The organism is Eubacteriaceae bacterium Marseille-Q4139 (genome assembly GCA_018223415.1).
Lineage (GTDB): Bacteria > Bacillota > Clostridia > Lachnospirales > Lachnospiraceae > CABSIM01.
Window position 1 is genome coordinate 119,433 of sequence record JAGTTQ010000001.1, and the last position, 17,175, is coordinate 136,607.

At 45.0% G+C, this 17,175-nt stretch carries 16 protein-coding genes, 1 pseudogene and 1 CRISPR repeat array; of the genes and pseudogenes, 8 read left to right on the top strand and 9 right to left on the bottom strand.

Annotated elements, in window-relative coordinates:
* The first annotated feature begins 119 nt into the window (after positions 1-119).
* Positions 120-302, top strand: coding sequence for a hypothetical protein (locus tag KE531_00620; protein MBR9952137.1), 183 nt, complete (start codon positions 120-122; stop codon positions 300-302).
* Positions 303-311: 9 nt separating this feature from the next.
* On the opposite strand, the gene KE531_00625 is transcribed toward KE531_00620, so the two are convergent.
* The gene (locus KE531_00625; GenBank protein ID MBR9952138.1) at positions 312-1,085 is read right to left on the bottom strand and encodes a creatininase family protein; all 774 of its coding nucleotides are present in this window, start codon (positions 1,083-1,085) and stop codon (positions 312-314) included.
* A gap of 564 nt (positions 1,086-1,649) precedes the next feature.
* Between KE531_00625 and KE531_00630 the strand changes: the two genes are divergently transcribed.
* Together KE531_00630 and KE531_00635 are read left to right on the top strand one after the other, a co-directional pair.
* The gene (locus tag KE531_00630) at positions 1,650-2,231 is read left to right on the top strand and encodes a TetR/AcrR family transcriptional regulator (protein MBR9952139.1); all 582 of its coding nucleotides are present in this window, start codon (positions 1,650-1,652) and stop codon (positions 2,229-2,231) included.
* A 49-nt stretch (positions 2,232-2,280) separates the two neighbouring features.
* Positions 2,281-3,105, top strand: coding sequence for a metallohydrolase (locus tag KE531_00635; GenBank protein ID MBR9952140.1), 825 nt, complete (start codon positions 2,281-2,283; stop codon positions 3,103-3,105).
* 862 nt (positions 3,106-3,967) lie between these two features.
* A CRISPR array of direct repeats spans positions 3,968-4,673; the repeat unit is 23 nt; unit sequence ATTTCTACTCACACGCCCCTCGC.
* A 178-nt stretch (positions 4,674-4,851) separates the two neighbouring features.
* Here KE531_00635 and cas2 read toward each other — a convergent pair.
* Genes cas2 through cas3 form a run of 7 tightly spaced genes read right to left on the bottom strand, consistent with a single transcriptional unit; the run spans position 4,852 to position 12,458 of the window.
* Positions 4,852-5,142: a CRISPR-associated endonuclease Cas2 gene (cas2, locus tag KE531_00640; protein MBR9952141.1), complete on the bottom strand. Its 291-nt coding sequence runs from the start codon at positions 5,140-5,142 to the stop codon at positions 4,852-4,854.
* Between the two features lie 9 nt (positions 5,143-5,151).
* A complete protein-coding gene (gene cas1c, locus KE531_00645; protein MBR9952142.1) occupies positions 5,152-6,174 on the bottom strand; it encodes a type I-C CRISPR-associated endonuclease Cas1 in 1,023 nt (340 codons plus the stop codon).
* Positions 6,171-6,845, bottom strand: a complete 675-nt coding sequence (cas4, locus tag KE531_00650; GenBank protein MBR9952143.1) for a CRISPR-associated protein Cas4 — start codon at positions 6,843-6,845, stop codon at positions 6,171-6,173. Before cas4 ends, cas1c begins: the two co-directional genes overlap by 4 nt.
* Positions 6,842-7,699: a type I-C CRISPR-associated protein Cas7/Csd2 gene (gene cas7c, locus KE531_00655; protein MBR9952144.1), complete on the bottom strand. Its 858-nt coding sequence runs from the start codon at positions 7,697-7,699 to the stop codon at positions 6,842-6,844. The genes cas4 and cas7c overlap by 4 nt, the downstream gene beginning before the upstream one ends.
* Positions 7,699-9,519 (bottom strand): type I-C CRISPR-associated protein Cas8c/Csd1, encoded by a 1,821-nt coding sequence (gene cas8c / locus KE531_00660; GenBank protein MBR9952145.1) that lies wholly within the window; start codon positions 9,517-9,519, stop codon positions 7,699-7,701. Before cas8c ends, cas7c begins: the two co-directional genes overlap by 1 nt.
* The gene (gene cas5c / locus KE531_00665) at positions 9,513-10,241 is read right to left on the bottom strand and encodes a type I-C CRISPR-associated protein Cas5 (GenBank protein MBR9952146.1); all 729 of its coding nucleotides are present in this window, start codon (positions 10,239-10,241) and stop codon (positions 9,513-9,515) included. The genes cas8c and cas5c overlap by 7 nt, the downstream gene beginning before the upstream one ends.
* 18 nt (positions 10,242-10,259) lie before the next feature.
* Positions 10,260-12,458: a CRISPR-associated helicase Cas3' gene (gene cas3 / locus KE531_00670; protein MBR9952147.1), complete on the bottom strand. Its 2,199-nt coding sequence runs from the start codon at positions 12,456-12,458 to the stop codon at positions 10,260-10,262.
* Positions 12,459-13,057: 599 nt separating this feature from the next.
* Here cas3 and KE531_00675 point away from each other — a divergent pair.
* Complete coding sequence (locus tag KE531_00675) at positions 13,058-13,531, top strand: GyrI-like domain-containing protein (GenBank protein MBR9952148.1); 474 nt, start codon at positions 13,058-13,060, stop codon at positions 13,529-13,531.
* Here KE531_00675 and KE531_00680 read toward each other — a convergent pair.
* Positions 13,521-13,856: a winged helix-turn-helix transcriptional regulator gene (locus KE531_00680; protein MBR9952149.1), complete on the bottom strand. Its 336-nt coding sequence runs from the start codon at positions 13,854-13,856 to the stop codon at positions 13,521-13,523. The genes KE531_00675 and KE531_00680 overlap by 11 nt on opposite strands.
* 137 nt (positions 13,857-13,993) lie before the next feature.
* On the opposite strand from KE531_00680, the gene KE531_00685 reads away from it, so the two are divergent.
* The 4 genes and pseudogenes from KE531_00685 to KE531_00700 all read left to right on the top strand — a co-directional run bounded on the left by KE531_00685 (position 13,994) and on the right by KE531_00700 (position 17,136).
* Positions 13,994-14,893, top strand: a complete 900-nt coding sequence (locus KE531_00685; GenBank protein MBR9952150.1) for a radical SAM protein — start codon at positions 13,994-13,996, stop codon at positions 14,891-14,893.
* 170 nt (positions 14,894-15,063) lie between these two features.
* The gene (locus KE531_00690; GenBank protein ID MBR9952151.1) at positions 15,064-15,396 is read left to right on the top strand and encodes a DUF3795 domain-containing protein; all 333 of its coding nucleotides are present in this window, start codon (positions 15,064-15,066) and stop codon (positions 15,394-15,396) included.
* 336 nt (positions 15,397-15,732) lie between these two features.
* Positions 15,733-16,597, top strand: a pseudogene (locus KE531_00695) (DUF1016 family protein).
* A gap of 47 nt (positions 16,598-16,644) precedes the next feature.
* Positions 16,645-17,136, top strand: a complete 492-nt coding sequence (locus tag KE531_00700; protein ID MBR9952152.1) for a hypothetical protein — start codon at positions 16,645-16,647, stop codon at positions 17,134-17,136.
* Positions 17,137-17,175: the final 39 nt, after the last annotated feature.

Sequence of the window (17,175 nt, forward strand, 5' to 3'; positions counted from 1 at the left end):
CCTCTCTGGAAATCCGTTTCTCTGTACTTGTATTCCCCGCACAAATATGTTATGGTTTACCTATATTCTTTGGAACGGTTCGATCCTGTTCCCTGAAAAATGGCTCCATGGAGGTCTCTATGAAAAATGTCAGACTGCATCAGTTTTTATTGTTGGCCGTTTCTCTGAGCTGGCTCGCTTTTGTTGTTTTTTTATTTTTGGTCTATTGGAATGCTGATTTTATCTGGGCCGCATTCCTTTCACTGTTTATTGCCTGCATCCTTACAGTCATGCTTTCCCGATTCCGCTCAAAGAATTACTAGCAATTCTGCTCATTGCCATTTTTTTGCGTCTTCTTCGGTCAGCTGAAAAATCAGATTCTCTACCTCGTCCAGAATACGTTCCGTCATCTTTTTTCCCAGTTCGGCCGTCGCCTTTCTCGCGTCTCCCAAGGCCCCGTTTGCCGATGCGTCTGACCGCCAGTCCACCGGGCCGCCGCCGTCCTTAAAAATCCTCCTGGAATAAACAGAATCCTGTATTTCTCCCTTCTTTCTGTCCTCTCTCGCCGCCCATGGGGCAAGATACATGACCTGGGATGTTTCCATTTCACATGCATGCCCATACAGCGGCTGATCCGGATCTACAATGCCCGCAAACATGTCTTTTACAAACGGAGAGCCCATTCCCGTCCAGTACGCCAGAATCCCATGCGCTTCATAAAGCTCCGTCACTGCCATAGTTAAGGCTGTCCGGTTTCCGCCGTGCCCGTTGACAAATAGGAACTTCTTAAAGCCATGCTTATGAAGGGATAAAACAATGTCCATATAAATATGTACCAGGGTTTCCGGCCTGATGGTAATTGTTCCCGGAAAGGCCATATGGTGCCCGGAAAGGCCGTAGGTTACAGGCGGGCAGACAAGAATCTGATCTCCCATCCTCTCGCCCAGGAGCTTGCAAAATTCATAGGCTCTCACCGTGTCCGTTGCAAAGGTTGTGTTTGGCCCATGCTGTTCACAGGAGCCTGTTGGAATCACAACCATTTTAAGCTTCTCCCTGACCGCATCCACCTCGGGCCATATCATCTCGTCCAGTACATATCGCTTCATAAATGTCTCCTCCTTTTCGTTTTATGCACAGACCGGAGCCTGCCCGGCCGGTTTCATCGGAGCTTTTATAGGTTTGGTAAAAATCTGGGAAATATCTTGGAAATTGCTGTCTGCGGCATGTGAGAAATTCTGCCTTTCTGTAAAAAGCCTGGGGACTGATATTACAGGTATTTATGTTTTAATATTTGTTTTTGTGTATTTTAGTATATATTTATATATACAATATTTATCTGTATTTGTCAATCGATTTTTGGATATTATCACTATATTTATTCATTTTTCCTTTTCTTGTTTAGTCAAATTACAAAATTTTAGCATTTAATACAAGTTGTTCAGCATTTTTGTATTACTGCCAATACTCCTCTCAGAAAGATTTTGAAAAATAGCTTACAGAATTTAATGCGTTTTATCAAAAAATAACTGCTTCTGCGGCATAAACCAAATCCGTGCACAGCCCGTCTGCCTCAGCAATATCTGGCACAAGTCCGACAGAAACAATTGACAAAGCGACACATGTGTCTTATAATTATTTGCGACATACATGTCGCAAATAAGGAGATAAGAATGGGAATAAAAGGGGACAAAACAAAAGAATTTATTTTAGAAAAGGCATTGCCACTATTTGCAGAAAAAGGCTTCAAAAATGTCACAATGAAGGACATCTGCATGGAAACTGGCTTAAGCAGAGGCGGGCTTTATCGGCACTATGAGAGTACACATCAAATTTTTGCTGAAATTATAAAGATTCTAATGGAAAGGCAGGATAACGAACTTTCTGAAAAAATGAGAAACAAAGTTCCGGCGCCCATCATACTGAATGAAATTTTAGAACGGTATCAGGAAGAAATGCTGGATAGTTCTGGATCTTTGAGTATCGCCATACTGGAATTTTACAGCGAAAATCCTTCTGATAACAATGATAATATGCTTTTTAAACAATACCTTTATTCGAAAGAAATGTGGGAAACTTTCATATCCTATGGAACAGATCGAGGAGAATTTAAAGATGTTAATATCGAAGAAATAATTGACTTAATTATTTTTTCTTATCAGGGGGTACGAATGTTTGCAGCGATACTCCCCATTGATGAACAAATACCTAGGCGGATAATCAATCATATAAAAAAGACGCTTTTACGGGATTGAGTGTCTCAATGTATGCAACAGTTATCATTATCTGGAGGTGACTGCCAATATGAAATTAAAGATTGTTGGAAGCGGAGGAATGTTTCAAATACCGAATCCTTTTTGCAGATGTCCCATTTGTGAGGAGGCACGGGCAAAAAGAGGGAAATATGAACGGTTGGGCCCGAGCATTTACATCGAAGACATACAAATGCTCATTGACACGCCGGAAGATATTGGTATCGCATGTGACCGACAAGGTATTTCCGAGATAAAATATCTTTCTATCTCGCATAAAGACCCGGATCATACCAGAGGTATGCGGATTGTAGAACCTTTGGGTTATGATTGCATCGCCGATAAAGGAACTCCTATTCCGTTTATCGCACTGCCGGAGGTTGTCGACGATATCAACGCATGGAACGGGGACGGTTTATATTATTACCAGGATATTCTTCACTGTATTTCAATCATCAAAACGGATTATATTAAAATTGGAACCATCGAAATCCATTTAGTCAACAATAAGACGCATCGCGGCAATATGACATTTTATGTCATCTCCGACAAGGGCAAGAAGGCGGTCTATGCCTGCTGTGATGTAAAACCATTTGTTCATAATGAATTGTACTTTGATGCCGATGTTTTAATTATTGGCCTTGTTTCTGATGACGGAATATTGAAAGGCGGGAACCTTCTGAAAAATGCCCCGTTTAAAGATGACATGTTTACGATGGATGAAATAATGGAAATCAAGCATAAATACAGGATCAAGCAGATTATTGTCACACATATTGATGAATACTGGGGCAAATCATATGCTGACTATCAAAAAGTGGAGAAATCCTTGGACAATGTCTCTTTTGCCTATGACGGCATGGAGATTGTTTTATAGCAAAGAGAAAAATTTTTAAAGAGTTGAATAAATTATTTTAATTGCCATTAGAGTTTGTCAAGTAAAGTGTGCAATTTTTTATCGGCGGTCATTGGGGCCGCCGACTTCTCTTGGATATGATTATTGAAATGGTAATTTTTCATCTGCAACATCAGGCAGGCTTGACTTACTAATATCCCACATAGTGTCATCATGAACAGGAGGAAGAATCCCAAAGATGGAACCGATGTCAACTCCATTATGCGGGATTTGATGTCCATCATCCCGGAAGGTGCTCTGGATCAGGAAATGGATGAGGACTGGGATATTCCTCGTAGAATTACCGGAATCAAAAAACAGATCATTCCAGAAACGGTCATTTCCAAAAGGCCATACATACCACTTATGGAGAGCGATCAGGCATATCATCAGATGTTTATCAGCATGTTTTGGTGCTGAACATACAAAAACCGTGTCTCCAAATTCTCTTTCGTCGCCTGAAATGGATCCGCAATTGATGCCAGCCCGATGTTTTCTCAATCACTTCTGAGGGATTCACAGTCAGCTTGCTTGTTACGATCTGATAATATTCCATACTTTTCTGTATCTCTTCACTTTTTCAAAATCCAGAGAAACCTGGATATTCGATGCGTAAAAGAGTTTTTCTGTGTTTTCCTTCATGGAAAGTTCTTCCAGCGTGCCGGAATTCCTGTCTTCGTCTTTGATTATGCGTTTCATAAGTGGAGACTTATGGAACCGGAAGCGTTCCAAACCGTCAATATTTTTCCGATGGTAGGACGCAGAGGCAGATAATCTAGGGGGGCCCAGGGACGCTTTGCGGGGCGTGACAATCGTTTCGCCCCCAGGATTTCTGTGCCTACCAATTTCTACTCACACGCCCCTCGCAGGGCGTGACTTCCACGCATTATTGGTATCCGGAAGGGAAAATCCATTTCTACTCACACGCCCCTCACGGGGCGTGACTGTATGGCGAGTATGTCGGAATTTTTGACTTGCGATTTCTACTCACACGCCCCTCACGGGGCGTGACCAAGCTCTGTTTTGGTACATATCCCGGCTTTGATATTTCTACTCACACGCCCCTCACGGGGCGTGACGAAATGCAGGCCAATTTCCAGCCGACTGCTGATCTGATTTCTACTCACACGCCCCTCGCGGGGCGTGACATCCCATCCAAATGCAATAGAATGTTGGTCTGGATTTCTACTCACACGCCCCTCGCAGGGCGTGACGGGTGGCACCGGCCCCTAACTCATTCCAGCTCTCAATTTCTACTCACACGCCCCTCGCAGGGCGTGACGAAGCCGGCCAAGGCTGCACCGTCATAGTGTCCCATTTCTACTCACACGCCCCTCGCAGGGCGTGACCAGCGGACTCTCACGTTGGAAAATTGCATACAAATTTCTACTCACACGCCCCTCGCAGGGCGTGACGAACACCTTTACGGTTTCCACACCAATCCAATCAATTTCTACTCACACGCCCCTCGCAGGGCGTGACGAGTCCTCTTCCGCTTTTCTCAAAACTGGAATACCATTTCTACTCACACGCCCCTCGCAGGGCGTGACCGCTACATCTTGTATTACCCACCATCCCTCCTCCCACATCTCGTCTCACTCCAACCATCTTCCCCTTCCAAGCATCTTTCCCCCGACATTTTGCCCACATTTCCCAGGCGAACCTGCCGCGTTTTTCAAATCACCGCAGGTTCGCCCATACGTCACACCAGACCATGAAACGAATCCCTCAAATAATAATAACCCCCTCCGGATTATACGTCTTTTTTGCACCTACGTGCTCAACCTTCTTCTCCCAGTTATTACCAAGATAGTAAAACCGAAGGCTGTCCTGTTCCATGTCAATCAGTTTCAGCAGCCTGTCCTTCAGCCGCAAAAATGCGGAATAGTCCAGGTCTGCCTCAAATACAGAATTTTGAACCCGCTGTGCATGGTTCTGGCATTCCTTCGCCACTTTTCTTAACCTCGTCTTCCCGGCCGGACTGACCGTGCTGACATCATAGCTGATTAAAACCATCATATCTTTCACCTACTTTAAGAGAAAGGAAGGGTAGGTATCCACATCTCCGCGCACATATTTGGCCAAAAGATTGCTTTGAACATAGGGAAGCAGCCCCATCGGTATCTTCTGTTTCAAATACGGATGCATCATCTCCGACCGTTTTCTCTCCTGCCAGCGGGCAAGCACCTTTTTCCGGCCTTCCTCATTCAGCCACACGGCACCGGACACCTGCTCTTCAAAATCCTTCTCGCCTAATATCTGGAGATTCAAAAGCGTTAAAACAAACCGCTCTACCAGGCACCTCGCTTCCTCAACCAGATCACAGGCCAGTGATACTCTTCCGCTTCTCAGGGAATGGCAGTATCCAATATAGCTGTCCAATCCAACGGTCTCCAGCGCCGCCGCATATTCACTGGTTGCCAGCGTGTAAACAAAAGACAGTGCCGCATTGATCGGATCAAGAGGCGGTCTTTTTGTACGCAGCTGAAAAGAAAAGGGCACATTTTTATTGGTAATCAGCCTGTCAAATATAGAAAAATACTGTTGTGCACAGTATCCTTCAATACCGATCACTTCTTCTACACTCTGCGCTTCATACACCTGATCAATTCCCGTACTCAGAGCTTCCAGCACCTTCTGAATCTCCTCGTCCTCCCTCAAACCTGCATTGTCATGAAGCGTCCGCCGGATCAGCTGACGCGTGTTGCTGAATTTCGCCGCCATCGTATTCTGGGCAAGCACAAGGCCGTGCTGACGGAATTTATCGATCTGCGCCACCCGCAGGAAAACATTCCCCTTTGTCTCTCCGCACACCTTTGCCAGAAATCTGCCCTGGGGCGAGATAAAATTGATAGGAATGGTCTTTCCCACGCATTTTCCCATCAAAGCAGGAGAACAGCCGATATAGTTAAAGCATACGATGTTTTCAATGTTCTCAAAAGGAATGCGCAGCTTGATTTCCCCGTCAATTTTGCAGACGAGATTCTCCCCATCAAGGGTCAGATATGCCAATTCATTCGTCACGTAAACCGTATTCAAAAGCTTTCTCATTGCGCTGCCCTTTCTATTTTTTTGATCTCATCCCGAACGCTTTTCACCGGCTTCGCGGCGGGCATACATAAATCCTTCATGGAGCAGCCATTACAGTTCTGCCCCTTTCTCACCGGCGGAATCCGTCCATTTTTCAGGCACTCCCGCATCTCCCCCAAAATACGGCGCAGCTTTTCATCATATTCCTGAAAATTTTCTCTGAACGGCAGCGCAATGCGCTTTTTCACATCACCGTAGAACAGAACGCCGTCACAATCTCCGCCAAATACATAATCGACACAGATTTTCTGTGCAAACACCTGCATCACGTCATCTTCCCTGTAAGGCAATTCCTTCGGCTTTGTGGGCTTGTATTCAACAATGCATATCTGATATTTTTCCTGACTTCCATGAACCGGCACACCTCTGCTGCTTTCCGTCAGTTCCAGGCAGTCTGTCACTCCATACAGATGATATGGTTCCAGATCATGATATACCGGCACGGATGTAAATACTTTCCTGCCTCTGGCCGTATAACTTCTTTCCGGATCATGCACCCGTTCGTGCATCAGATTGGCCTTTGTCACGAAATAATTTTCTGCCCATGCCTTATCAATCTCCAAAAGCCCCCAGCGATGGGGGCAATACAGATAATGCTGGATTGAGCGGATGGTTATTTCCGCAAAGCTCATAGTTTCTGAATCAATTTAACGCCAGCCGGCATATGCTCGTCCACGGCAACCTCATAATCTTCAAAAGACCTCGGCAGTATATTCTCTTTTTCTTTCACAGAGATCTTGTCGAAAAGCACATGGGACGGGCTGTTTCCCAGTACCGTATCATGCTGAAATACATAGAGCCTGCGCATGCACATCTTTCCTCGCGCTGCGCTGTGGTCATGCTCAAACATATTGATAATCGCCGACCATAAAACCTCCAGATCTGCCTCTGAGAGATCCGTAGATTTGTTGGCAAGCGCAGCCGAAACGTACCCCTCGGCCCGGTAAAGCGCATACGGAATCACGCTTTTTCTTCCCATCTCCGTATCGCCGGATTCCTTCCGATCCGCCGTAGTTCTGGCCTGCCGGGTAATCGTGACATCCTGTACATTGACCGGGGAAATGCTGCGGGCAAAGTTGATCTGCACCGGGCCGCGGACAATTCCGCAGGGATCATCGCCCGTGGACATCACCGCCCCAAATGCTCTCACATCGAAATAATTCCTGCACATAAAATCGCGCGCCTTTTTCACATCGTCAGGATCTTTCCCCTTGTTCTTAACCTTAAGCCCCAACTCCTCATACGCCTCCGCAAACTTTGCATTCAGCGCCTTATCCGGCTTAATCAGTATATTATAACCTGGCTGCCCCTCCATAAAAAGCTCCACGCAATTCCGTATTTTCCGTTTCAGGCAAACATCGGTAATATACCCATATCCTGACTCAGCATCCACCCTGGGCGCATTCCCTGCATCCGGGTCTCCGTTGGGATTTCCGTTTTCCACGTCAAAAAGCATTACAAAATCGTATCGGTTTGAAAGTGCCATTATTCCTTTTCCTCCTCTTCTTCTGTTTTCTCCGTCCGCTCAAAAAAGCTCTGGTACTGCTGGTAATATCCTACGATAAACCGTCCCTGATCCTTTAGGAACAGCGTTTCCGGGAACTCCCCGTTCAGTCCGTTCAGTATTTCCCCAATCAGCTTATTGTAGACAACCGGATATTTTACCTTATTCAGATGATTCTGCGCCAGCCGGATCAATTTGGGAAATATCAGGGCTGGCTTCGACGAAGCTGACGCAAAATAGGCATCCTTGATTGTCCGGTTCAGTGAATTGCCGGAGGCTTCCTGCTGAAGCTTCTCCAGCACCGCAAACAGCCTGCCGCACAGATACGCTTGGTTTTGGTTTTCTCGGTCTAATGCCACTTTTAATTCCTCCTCTGCACTGTTTCGATTGATGCATGCCTTAATGACCCCGGCCCGGATCCTGGCACGCCCCGGCGTTATGTCATCGTTTCCGCTGTCTGTTTTTACCCGCCTCACCATGGTATTCAACAAAAAGCCCGGAAAATCGCTGCCGTAAATAATCGCTTCCAGCAGCCTTGCCATCAGCGCCGGGTCTACTTTATCATTCTTGCTTTTCGGTGAGATCAGTTCATTTTTAATCTGCCACAGGGGAACAGAATATACCGTTTCCGTCACCTGAAGCTCTTTCTGAAACCGTGCAATGTTCCACAACACGTCGGCATATTTTCTCCGCAGGATGAATTTTACCGAAAGTCTTGAAGAATTTGGTTTCAGCCCCAGCATGTAAAAATCCACATTCGGGTCAATCCCGTCAAGAGACTGAAGGCGCTCCCCTGCCACCTGTGCATTCGCAGCATCCGTCATCAGTGCCTTAAGCATCTGTTCCGTCTGCCCTGCCCCCATCTGATCCGGCGTTCCCATAAGCAGCATGGAAAACAAATCCTGGTACGCTTCCTCACCGCTCATTGCCCAGAACACGACGGTCATATCATCCAGCATCGCCTTATGCCTGCTGTTTCCGAGCAGGTAATTCAGAGCCTCGGTATATTTTTTCATCGCCATCTCGGAAATATTGCTGTTGTAAGACTGCTCATTTCCATAAGAATTCTCCGAATCATTGTTGAAGCCGATCAGCACGCTTCCCGTGGCAAGTCCGCCGTAAACCCCTTTAATCTTACTGTGGATCCTGGCAATGGGTGCCACATCTCCCGTTACCGCACACTGGCCGACTCTTACCCCGTCATTCTCCCGGCTCCCGGCAGCCTGCTGTTCCTCCCATTTTTTCTTAATTTCAGGGTCTTCATGAAGCAGATGGTCCGGGCTTCCGGACAGGCAGAACGCAAAGCCGGACTTTCCATATTCCTTCCCCAGGCGAAGGAGCCATGGATTTTTTGTTTCTTCTTCCGGCTTCCAGTCTGTAAGAAACTTCCTGTACGCCGTCACAACCGGCGATGAAAGCCCTTCCGTAAACTTCAGGTTGGCTTCCACAAAAGCCTCATGAGACTTTCTCGCCTTGTTCGTCCGATCATCCGGAGAAAAGGCATCCGCCTCCCAATTCAGGCCAAAAATGTACGTTGGCCTGTGTTCGATTATGCTGGATTCAATTCCCGGCTTTTCCGTTCTCTGGGGCATCCGCATCTCGGCTGGAACCTTCCGCGTTTTCATTTTCCCTTTTCCTGCCGGAACTTCCTCCGTTTTCTGACAGTCAATGATTTCATCAATCATTCCGTCTGCCGACAGGGCAATCAGGTAATGGATCTTCACATTGGAATATCCCTCGGGAAGTACCTTTCCCTCTTTTGAGAGGATATCATAATAATCGCATAACGCCTTTATCAGCACCGTATCTCCTCCCTGTATTTTTGTACATCAATCACGCCCCGCACCATGTGCGGCCGGTAATATGCCGTCGATGCACGGTCGGAAAAGCGTGGATTCTCCCAGTCCCCATTGACCGGCCTTCCTCCGTCCGCAAACACGACTTTATAGCTCATGTAGCCCAGATCCACATCGCCCATATCCAATATTTCCCTGCTGATCAGCTTCTCATCAAATTCCTCCACGAGTTCCATCCGCTTTACGGGAAACTCACTGCACCCCAGGCATGGAGTCCGAAAATACTGCCCCTTCTCCAGTCTCCGCTTGATGATATTATAATGCTTGTTCTCCGCATCCGTCTCCTGATCGTTTCGCAGCCCGGTCAGCTCAAAATGGAACTCGATCCCGTATTTCACATTCTTCAGTACCATGGATGCCCTCTGGCTTCTGCTTTCTGCTGTGTAAATGCAGGGATCTCCGCCTTTTTTATTCATCTGGCTTTTCACGGCGCTGAGGAGGACCTTATCCTTCACCTCATTTCTCCGGATATTCACAAAATCAATGGCCTGGAAAACAATGATTTTATCCAATACGTATCGGATCGAGGGCTTCCAGTAGACGCTCTTTAACATCCCCTCCAAGGCCCCCGGAGTAGGCACATCGTAACTCACCCGTTCCACCTTAAGCTCTGGCCTGCTAAAGCAGGCATAATCCCCTTCTACCATAATCTTAAATCCATAACTCATCTTTCCCACCCGCTTTCTCTATAAAAAGTAATCGCTTGCCTCGAACAAAACGCCAAGGTTCTTATCATAATAATCTTTATTCGTCAAACAGAAAATCCCGGTTCCAAAATCGTCCGCCGCATGCTGGGAAAGCAGATCCGCTAGCTCCCTTATCCGCACAGAGCAGGTATAATTCTGCATCTGCCTGACATTTCCCATTTTTGTGTACCGCAGTGTCTCGATGAGCTGCTCACTCTGTGCATCTTCAGGCACCACAAGCGATATGGTTCTGGAATCAATCAGTTCAAATTTTTCAGCATACTGTTTAAACGGGATGGACGCAATGTCCGAGCAGGACTGGTGCATGGTATTTTTCTGAATTTCTTCTTTTTTCATCTGAAACAATCTTGAGTAATATTCCTCAATACATTCCGCGGCAGAAATATCAGGATATTTTTCCAGCAGCCCTTTTGTAAAATTCGACCGTTCATCAACAGACGCCCGTCCGTTTTCTTCTTCCATATCAAAGATAAAGACATCGCCTTTTTCGCGCTTTCCCTCCCGGTTGCAGCGGCCGCCTGTCTGAAGAATGCTGTCAAGCCCTGTCCGTTCCCGAAAAACAGTATAGACATCCAGATCCACGCCTGCCTCAATCAGCGATGTGGAGATAATTGTAATTCGCCTGTCTTCCGGCACATTCATACCGTCAGGATAGTCCTTCTCTAACTCCCTGAGTTCTTCCCTGATTTCTTTCAGGACACGGGATCTGTCATATGCCGTCATATACGTGGAAAGATGATACTTTTTTCCATTGGCTTGCCGGTACAGCTCTCTGGCCGCCGCCTTCCGGTTCACAATAATTAAAGACGAAGAAAATTCCCTGCTTTGCCGCAGCAGTTCCGTCTGCTCCACTTCTCCAAGATACTGATATCTGCATTTCTGAAATTTTGCGAACATGGACGTATCCTGAATCAGCTTCACCATGCGGCAGTCCGGCAGTGCATATTCCCGTATCAGCTGCTCATAATCCGGCATGGTGGCTGTGAGGAATATCGCCTGACTGTGGAGATACCTTGTTATGTATGCCACCGCCTGCAAGCAGGGCTGGAGATAAGCCTGCGGCATTAAATGCGCCTCATCAAAAACCAGGATGCTTTCTGCCATATTGTGCATTTTTCGGAGTTTTCCCCGCTTATTTCCATAGACAGATTCAAAGAACTGAACCGCCGTAGTGATGATAAATGGGGCCTCCCAGTTCTCTGCCGCGCTTTTTGCCGCTTCCCGGTAGTCCTCACTTCCGTTCTCTTTCTCCTCATAGGAAAAAGTTGACTGATGTCGGAGAATCTCTGCATCCGTCCCAAATAATTTTGCAAATTCGTCTGCCGTCTGTTCAATTACACTATTGTACGGAATAATATAGATGATCCGCTTTTTATCGCCGGCAAGTGCCCTTTCAAGAGCAATTTTCACGCTGGCCAGCGTCTTCCCGCTCCCTGTGGGCATATTCAGCAGGTAGATTTCCCCCTCCTGTTTCACCCGGCTGAAAGCCTGGGATTGAAGAACCGCCCTGGTTCGCTGTAAATCCGTCTTGCAGACAAAAGATCCCAGTCTGGCATTCACCCGTTCCAGACAGGCGGAAAAATCTGCATGCAGCCGCTTCGGCCTCTCCCCCTCGCTGCAAAAGTCCGCAGTGTCTCTCGTGTCCGCATCCACCAGACAGGAAAAGGCGTACCTCGTAAGAAATGCAAATTTGTCAATCAGCATTTCCATCTTGTTTCCGCAGTCTCCCACAAGGTACTTAAGCCATTCCCGCCCATCCAGCTCAGGAAGCGCCAGTTCTTCCTTATATGCGCTGAAATCCTCGAAGCTTCTGTGCATCCGTCCCTGAAGCGTCGGTTCGTCTTTATCATCGTTTGGGAAACCGCCGTCCGGAATACCGGAATGATGGCCTGCAATGCAGTATGCCATCATTAGCGCCATGGGAAAAACTTCATATTGCTCCCTGGCCGCCAGCGCCCCGCAGGTCGAATGTTCCACGCGGATGTTGGCTCCGTTGATCCGCTTTGCGAAGCTTGTCTGATATTTTCCGCAGTCATGCAGAAGTCCGACAGCATACATAAATGCCTTAAGCTCCGGCACCGCATACTCCCTGCACAAAGCCGCCGTGTTCTCGCTGTGCTCCTTCACGGTCTGAATTAAGCCAGTATGTTCGTTCCTGTGGGCAATGTATTTCTGCAATTGAGATCATCCTTTCGGAATCTGCAAGATTGGTTTGGTATATTCATATCATACTACTTCTTATGAATAAGTGCAACCCTTTTTTATATTTTTTATAAATAATATAACAAAGATAATAAAGGAGCTAACTCTCCCTATCCTCTCTTCCATCAAAAGCATGCCTGGTAATTTTCTTTTCTTCAGGGCAATTAACAGGTCTCTCGGCGGCGACTGCAACGTCATTTCCAAAAAATATGTACCCATCTGCTTTTCCGGAAAGCTGGCCGCGCACATTGGCCGCTCTTATTCCGATTTCTTTGCTTTTGAGGAAACTTGGCCGGCTGCCCGGTTATTCAATTTCATCTCTGTTCGTCAACAGAAAAATGACCATCATCAGACATTTTTCTGCCTGTGGTGGTCATTATACATAATATAACAATTTCTACTCACGCGATCTTTGCTTGACCGCGGCTTCCATATCATTTTAACTTATACGAAAAAGTTTCGCAACTTTTTTTACAAGTTTCTGCATGTACGTCTCCATTTTAAAAAAGTTCTTGAAAATCATTTTAATTGCCCTTACGATGGACTCAGCAGTTCAAAATATGGAGGGATAATCTATGAAAATTGAAGAATTTAAAAACATTACAATCGCATATATGCGGCGGACAGGCAGTTACGGCCCTGAAAACAAAATTCTTATGGAGAACTTCAAAGAATATTTAAAAGAGAAGCATCTTTTGGATCAGGACAGCGTTATTTTAGGAATCGCATTGGATAACCCCGCTGTCACTGAGAAAGACAAATTACGGTACGATGTTGGTCTTATCATCAGCGAAGACCGCAGCACAGAATTAAGCATACGCAAAATCCCAGACGGTATCTATGCTGTATTTGAACTTCCACATACGGAACAAGATGTTGCCTGCTTTTGGAGCAATATACAGCAATCGGCCGGCAATTTGCCAATAGACGAAACAAAACCAATCATTGAACGATATTCCGCCGACAAAATCGCAAAGCATTTATGCGAATTCTGCATACCGTTAAAAGCCGCGAAATTTTCCTGCCCCAAATACACGCTCATCCGCTGATGTTCAGATTTTGTTCTCCCCATTCTTTTATAACATCCAGCACAGGCAGAAAGCTCTTACCGAGGTCTGTTAAAGAATATTCCACTCTCGGCGGCACTTCTTTATAATCGAAACGGGAGATAAAACCATCCGCTTCTAATTCCCTCAGCTGTTTTGTCAAAGACGACTCCGTAATATCACCAATGTGCCGCCGAAGTTCCCCAAACCTTTGAATATTTTTGACACCCATATAATAGAGAATTTCCAACTTCCATTTCCCGCCTAACAACTTCTGTACGGTTGATATTGTTGCACAGCGTTCAATCGCTAATTTCTTTTTTCTCATCTTGCCACTCCCTTCCTTATACTCTATCCTATCATGCTTACATCAGAGAATCAATGTACTTCAAAAAAGTACAGTACTTTTCAAATTATTGTACATTGATATAATAGGGGGCACAGAACATGAAAGGAGCGATTTTTATGCACTATACAGGAACCATTTGGAGGCCGCCTTATGAGGTTTCCTCATTACTTTTGGAGGCCACAGCAGGCTGTACACATCATCAATGCAAATTCTGTACACTATATGATGATTTACCATTCAAATTTAAAATGACACCTCTGGAAGATATGGAATCCGACTTAAAGGAGGCAAAAGGGCAGCTCCGTCTTCTTATCGGTCATAAAATATCACGCATATTTTTGACTGGGGCAAATCCCTTTGTGTTAAAGGCTTCCCGCCTGTTAGAAATTGCTGGCCTGATACATCAATATTTTCCAGACAGTAAAACAATCGGCTGCTTTTCGCGGATAACGGATATTGCGCTGAAAACGGATGGAGAACTTGTACAGCTAAAAAATGCCGGATATGACGGTCTGACTATTGGTATTGAAACTGGCGATGACGAAGCACTTACATTTATGAACAAAGGGTATGCTTCGGCAGATATTATCACTCAATGCAGGCGTTTAGACGATGCGGGGATTAGCTATAACTTTTTCTATCTTACAGGTGTTTCCGGTGCGGGACGCGGCGAATTTGGGGCAAAGGCAACAGCCGCCGTATGCAACCAACTGCACCCCAAAATCATAGGAGCAAGTATGCTGACAATCTATCCAAATTCCGAACTGTATGGAGAAATTCAAAAAGGAAATTGGAAAGAAGAGCTGGAAATTGAAAAATACAAAGAGTTGAAAACTCTTGTCGAAAATTTGAATATTCCTGTTTGGTTTGCAGCTATGGGGGCTTCCAATGCCATCCCTATCCAGGGAACGCTGCCAGAAGATACGAGAAAAGTATTAAATGTATTGGAGCAGATTATTGGGAGTGTTGATGAAGGCGAACTGCGGCATTACAGAAAGAATCTCCGGCATTTATAAAGGAGGAGTTTATCCTGCATTTTACTGGCAGGACATGGCGGCCGCCCTATGGAGAATCCGCCAACAGCACAGCGCATTTTCCTATGGCAGATGCCGTTTCCTATTCCCAAAAGCAGCCGGCCATAGTATAATATATCCACCAGCAAAAACGATTTTGAGGAGGTATCATGATGAAAAAATTGATTGCATATTGCGGGCTGGATTGTGAAAAATGTGACGCCTATCTTGCGACAATCAACGACAACCAGGAGCTGCGGATAAAAACTGCAAAGTTATGGGCTGAATTAAATCATGCACCGATCCTTCCTGAACATATTAACTGCCAGGGCTGCCGTGCCGATGGCATGAAAACCGTATTTTGTGACAGTATCTGTGGTATCCGCCAGTGTGCATTGAAAAAAGGGGCCGCCACTTGCGGCAGCTGCGAGGATTTGGAAAAATGTCCCCTTGTTGGGGCAATTTTAGAGAATAATCCATCTGCTTTAAAGAACTTGAAAGGGTAGACGGGAATTGATCGAATAGAGAAGCGGAAATGGGAAGAGCTTCAAATAGTAAAAGGCTTACGATTGATGTCCTCAATATGCCGCATTTTGCCTATTCTATGATAAATTTAGCAAGCTGATGGGTAAAATAATAGTTGGCAAATTGCGGCAAAACGGGGCAGAATACGCATTTTAGGAGGGGTTTCAAATATGATTAAGATGCTTTAGCCAGTAAAATCAATGGTTTTATGGAGAGGAACGGCGTTTACTACACCACTACTACACCATTTTGGAAAGAACCTTGATGTGACAGAAAAAGAAAGTTAAAATATAATTATTATGGAAAATTGAGGTGACATGATGGAGAATTATTTAACGCCGTACGAATCAGTTATTGCAGAAATTAAAAGTATTATTTCTTCTGGACAAGAAGCTGCTTATAGCGCATCCAGTAAGGCGATGCTGCTTACCTATTGGAATATAGGCAAACGAATTGTAGAGCAGGAACTGGGCGGCAGTGAACGCGCAGAGTACGGTAGAGGTTTGATTTCTGCCTTGGCAGAGGAGTTGACAAAGGAGTTTGGTAAAAATTATTCCAAAAGGAACTTGCATTATTACATCAAGTTTTACCAGTGCTTTACCGATGAGCAGATTGTGAACGCATGCGTTCACAATCTTAATTGGACGCATATTAGGAGCCTTCTTCGTGTTGCGGATGAAAATGCACGCTATTGGTATATGAAAGAGGCGATTGACGAGAACTGGAGTTCAAGAACGCTAGACCGTAATATCAGTACGCAATATTATTACAGACTTCTTCAGACACCAAAAAAGGAGGCTGTAATTGAAGAAATGAAACAAAAAACTGCGGAATATCAGAAAAACCAATTTGAATTGATTAAAAGTCCGGTGATTGCGGAATTTCTCGGCTTTAAAAATGGGAAAGATTACCCATCAAGATGTAGGACAAATTGATATGTATGTGCGTATGTATGATGAGTTAAAGAGGGGACAAGGAGACAATCCTACCATTGGAATTTTATTGTGTTCAGAAACGGACGAGGATATAGCCAGATACTCAGTGCTCCATGACAACAACCGGCTGTTTATGTCAAAATATCTAACTTATTTGCCGACAAAAGAGCAGTTGCGGGTAGAGATTGAACGGCAGAAAGAAATCTTTTTCATGCAGCATCCAGCTTTACAGGAGAAGGAAGACTGAAAAGAGAATATGGCAAAGATTGAATATTTAAAGGAACAGAGGATAAAATGATTATTTTACAAGAAAAAGAAACGAAAGAAATAATTCAACTGTATAGTATGGCCATAAAAGAATTAAAACACCGTGGGGTTATTAGAACAAATAATGTAGTTGGAGAACTTGGCGAATATTTGGCAATAGAGCTATATAATAATACACCTGGTTTGCCTAATCTTTCACCCGCACCAGTAGGAACAGAAAATATTGATGCAATTAGCAGAAAAGGTGATAGATACAGTATAAAATCAACAAGTAGCAATACAACAAGTGTGTTTTATGGATTAGAAGAACCAGGATCAAATATACCAGATAATCAGAAGTTTGAATATGTTATTGTATGTAAGTTTGATGATAACTATGAGTTACAAACGGTATTAGAAATGGATTGGAATACATTTCTGAAGAATAAACGCTGGCATAGTAGAATGCATGCATGGAATCTGTTACTAACAAAGAAAGTTTGCCAACAGTGTAAAATTGTATATAAAAAGGAAAAGTAACCATAGAGTTTACGTTATAATGCTTTCGGTAAATTGTAA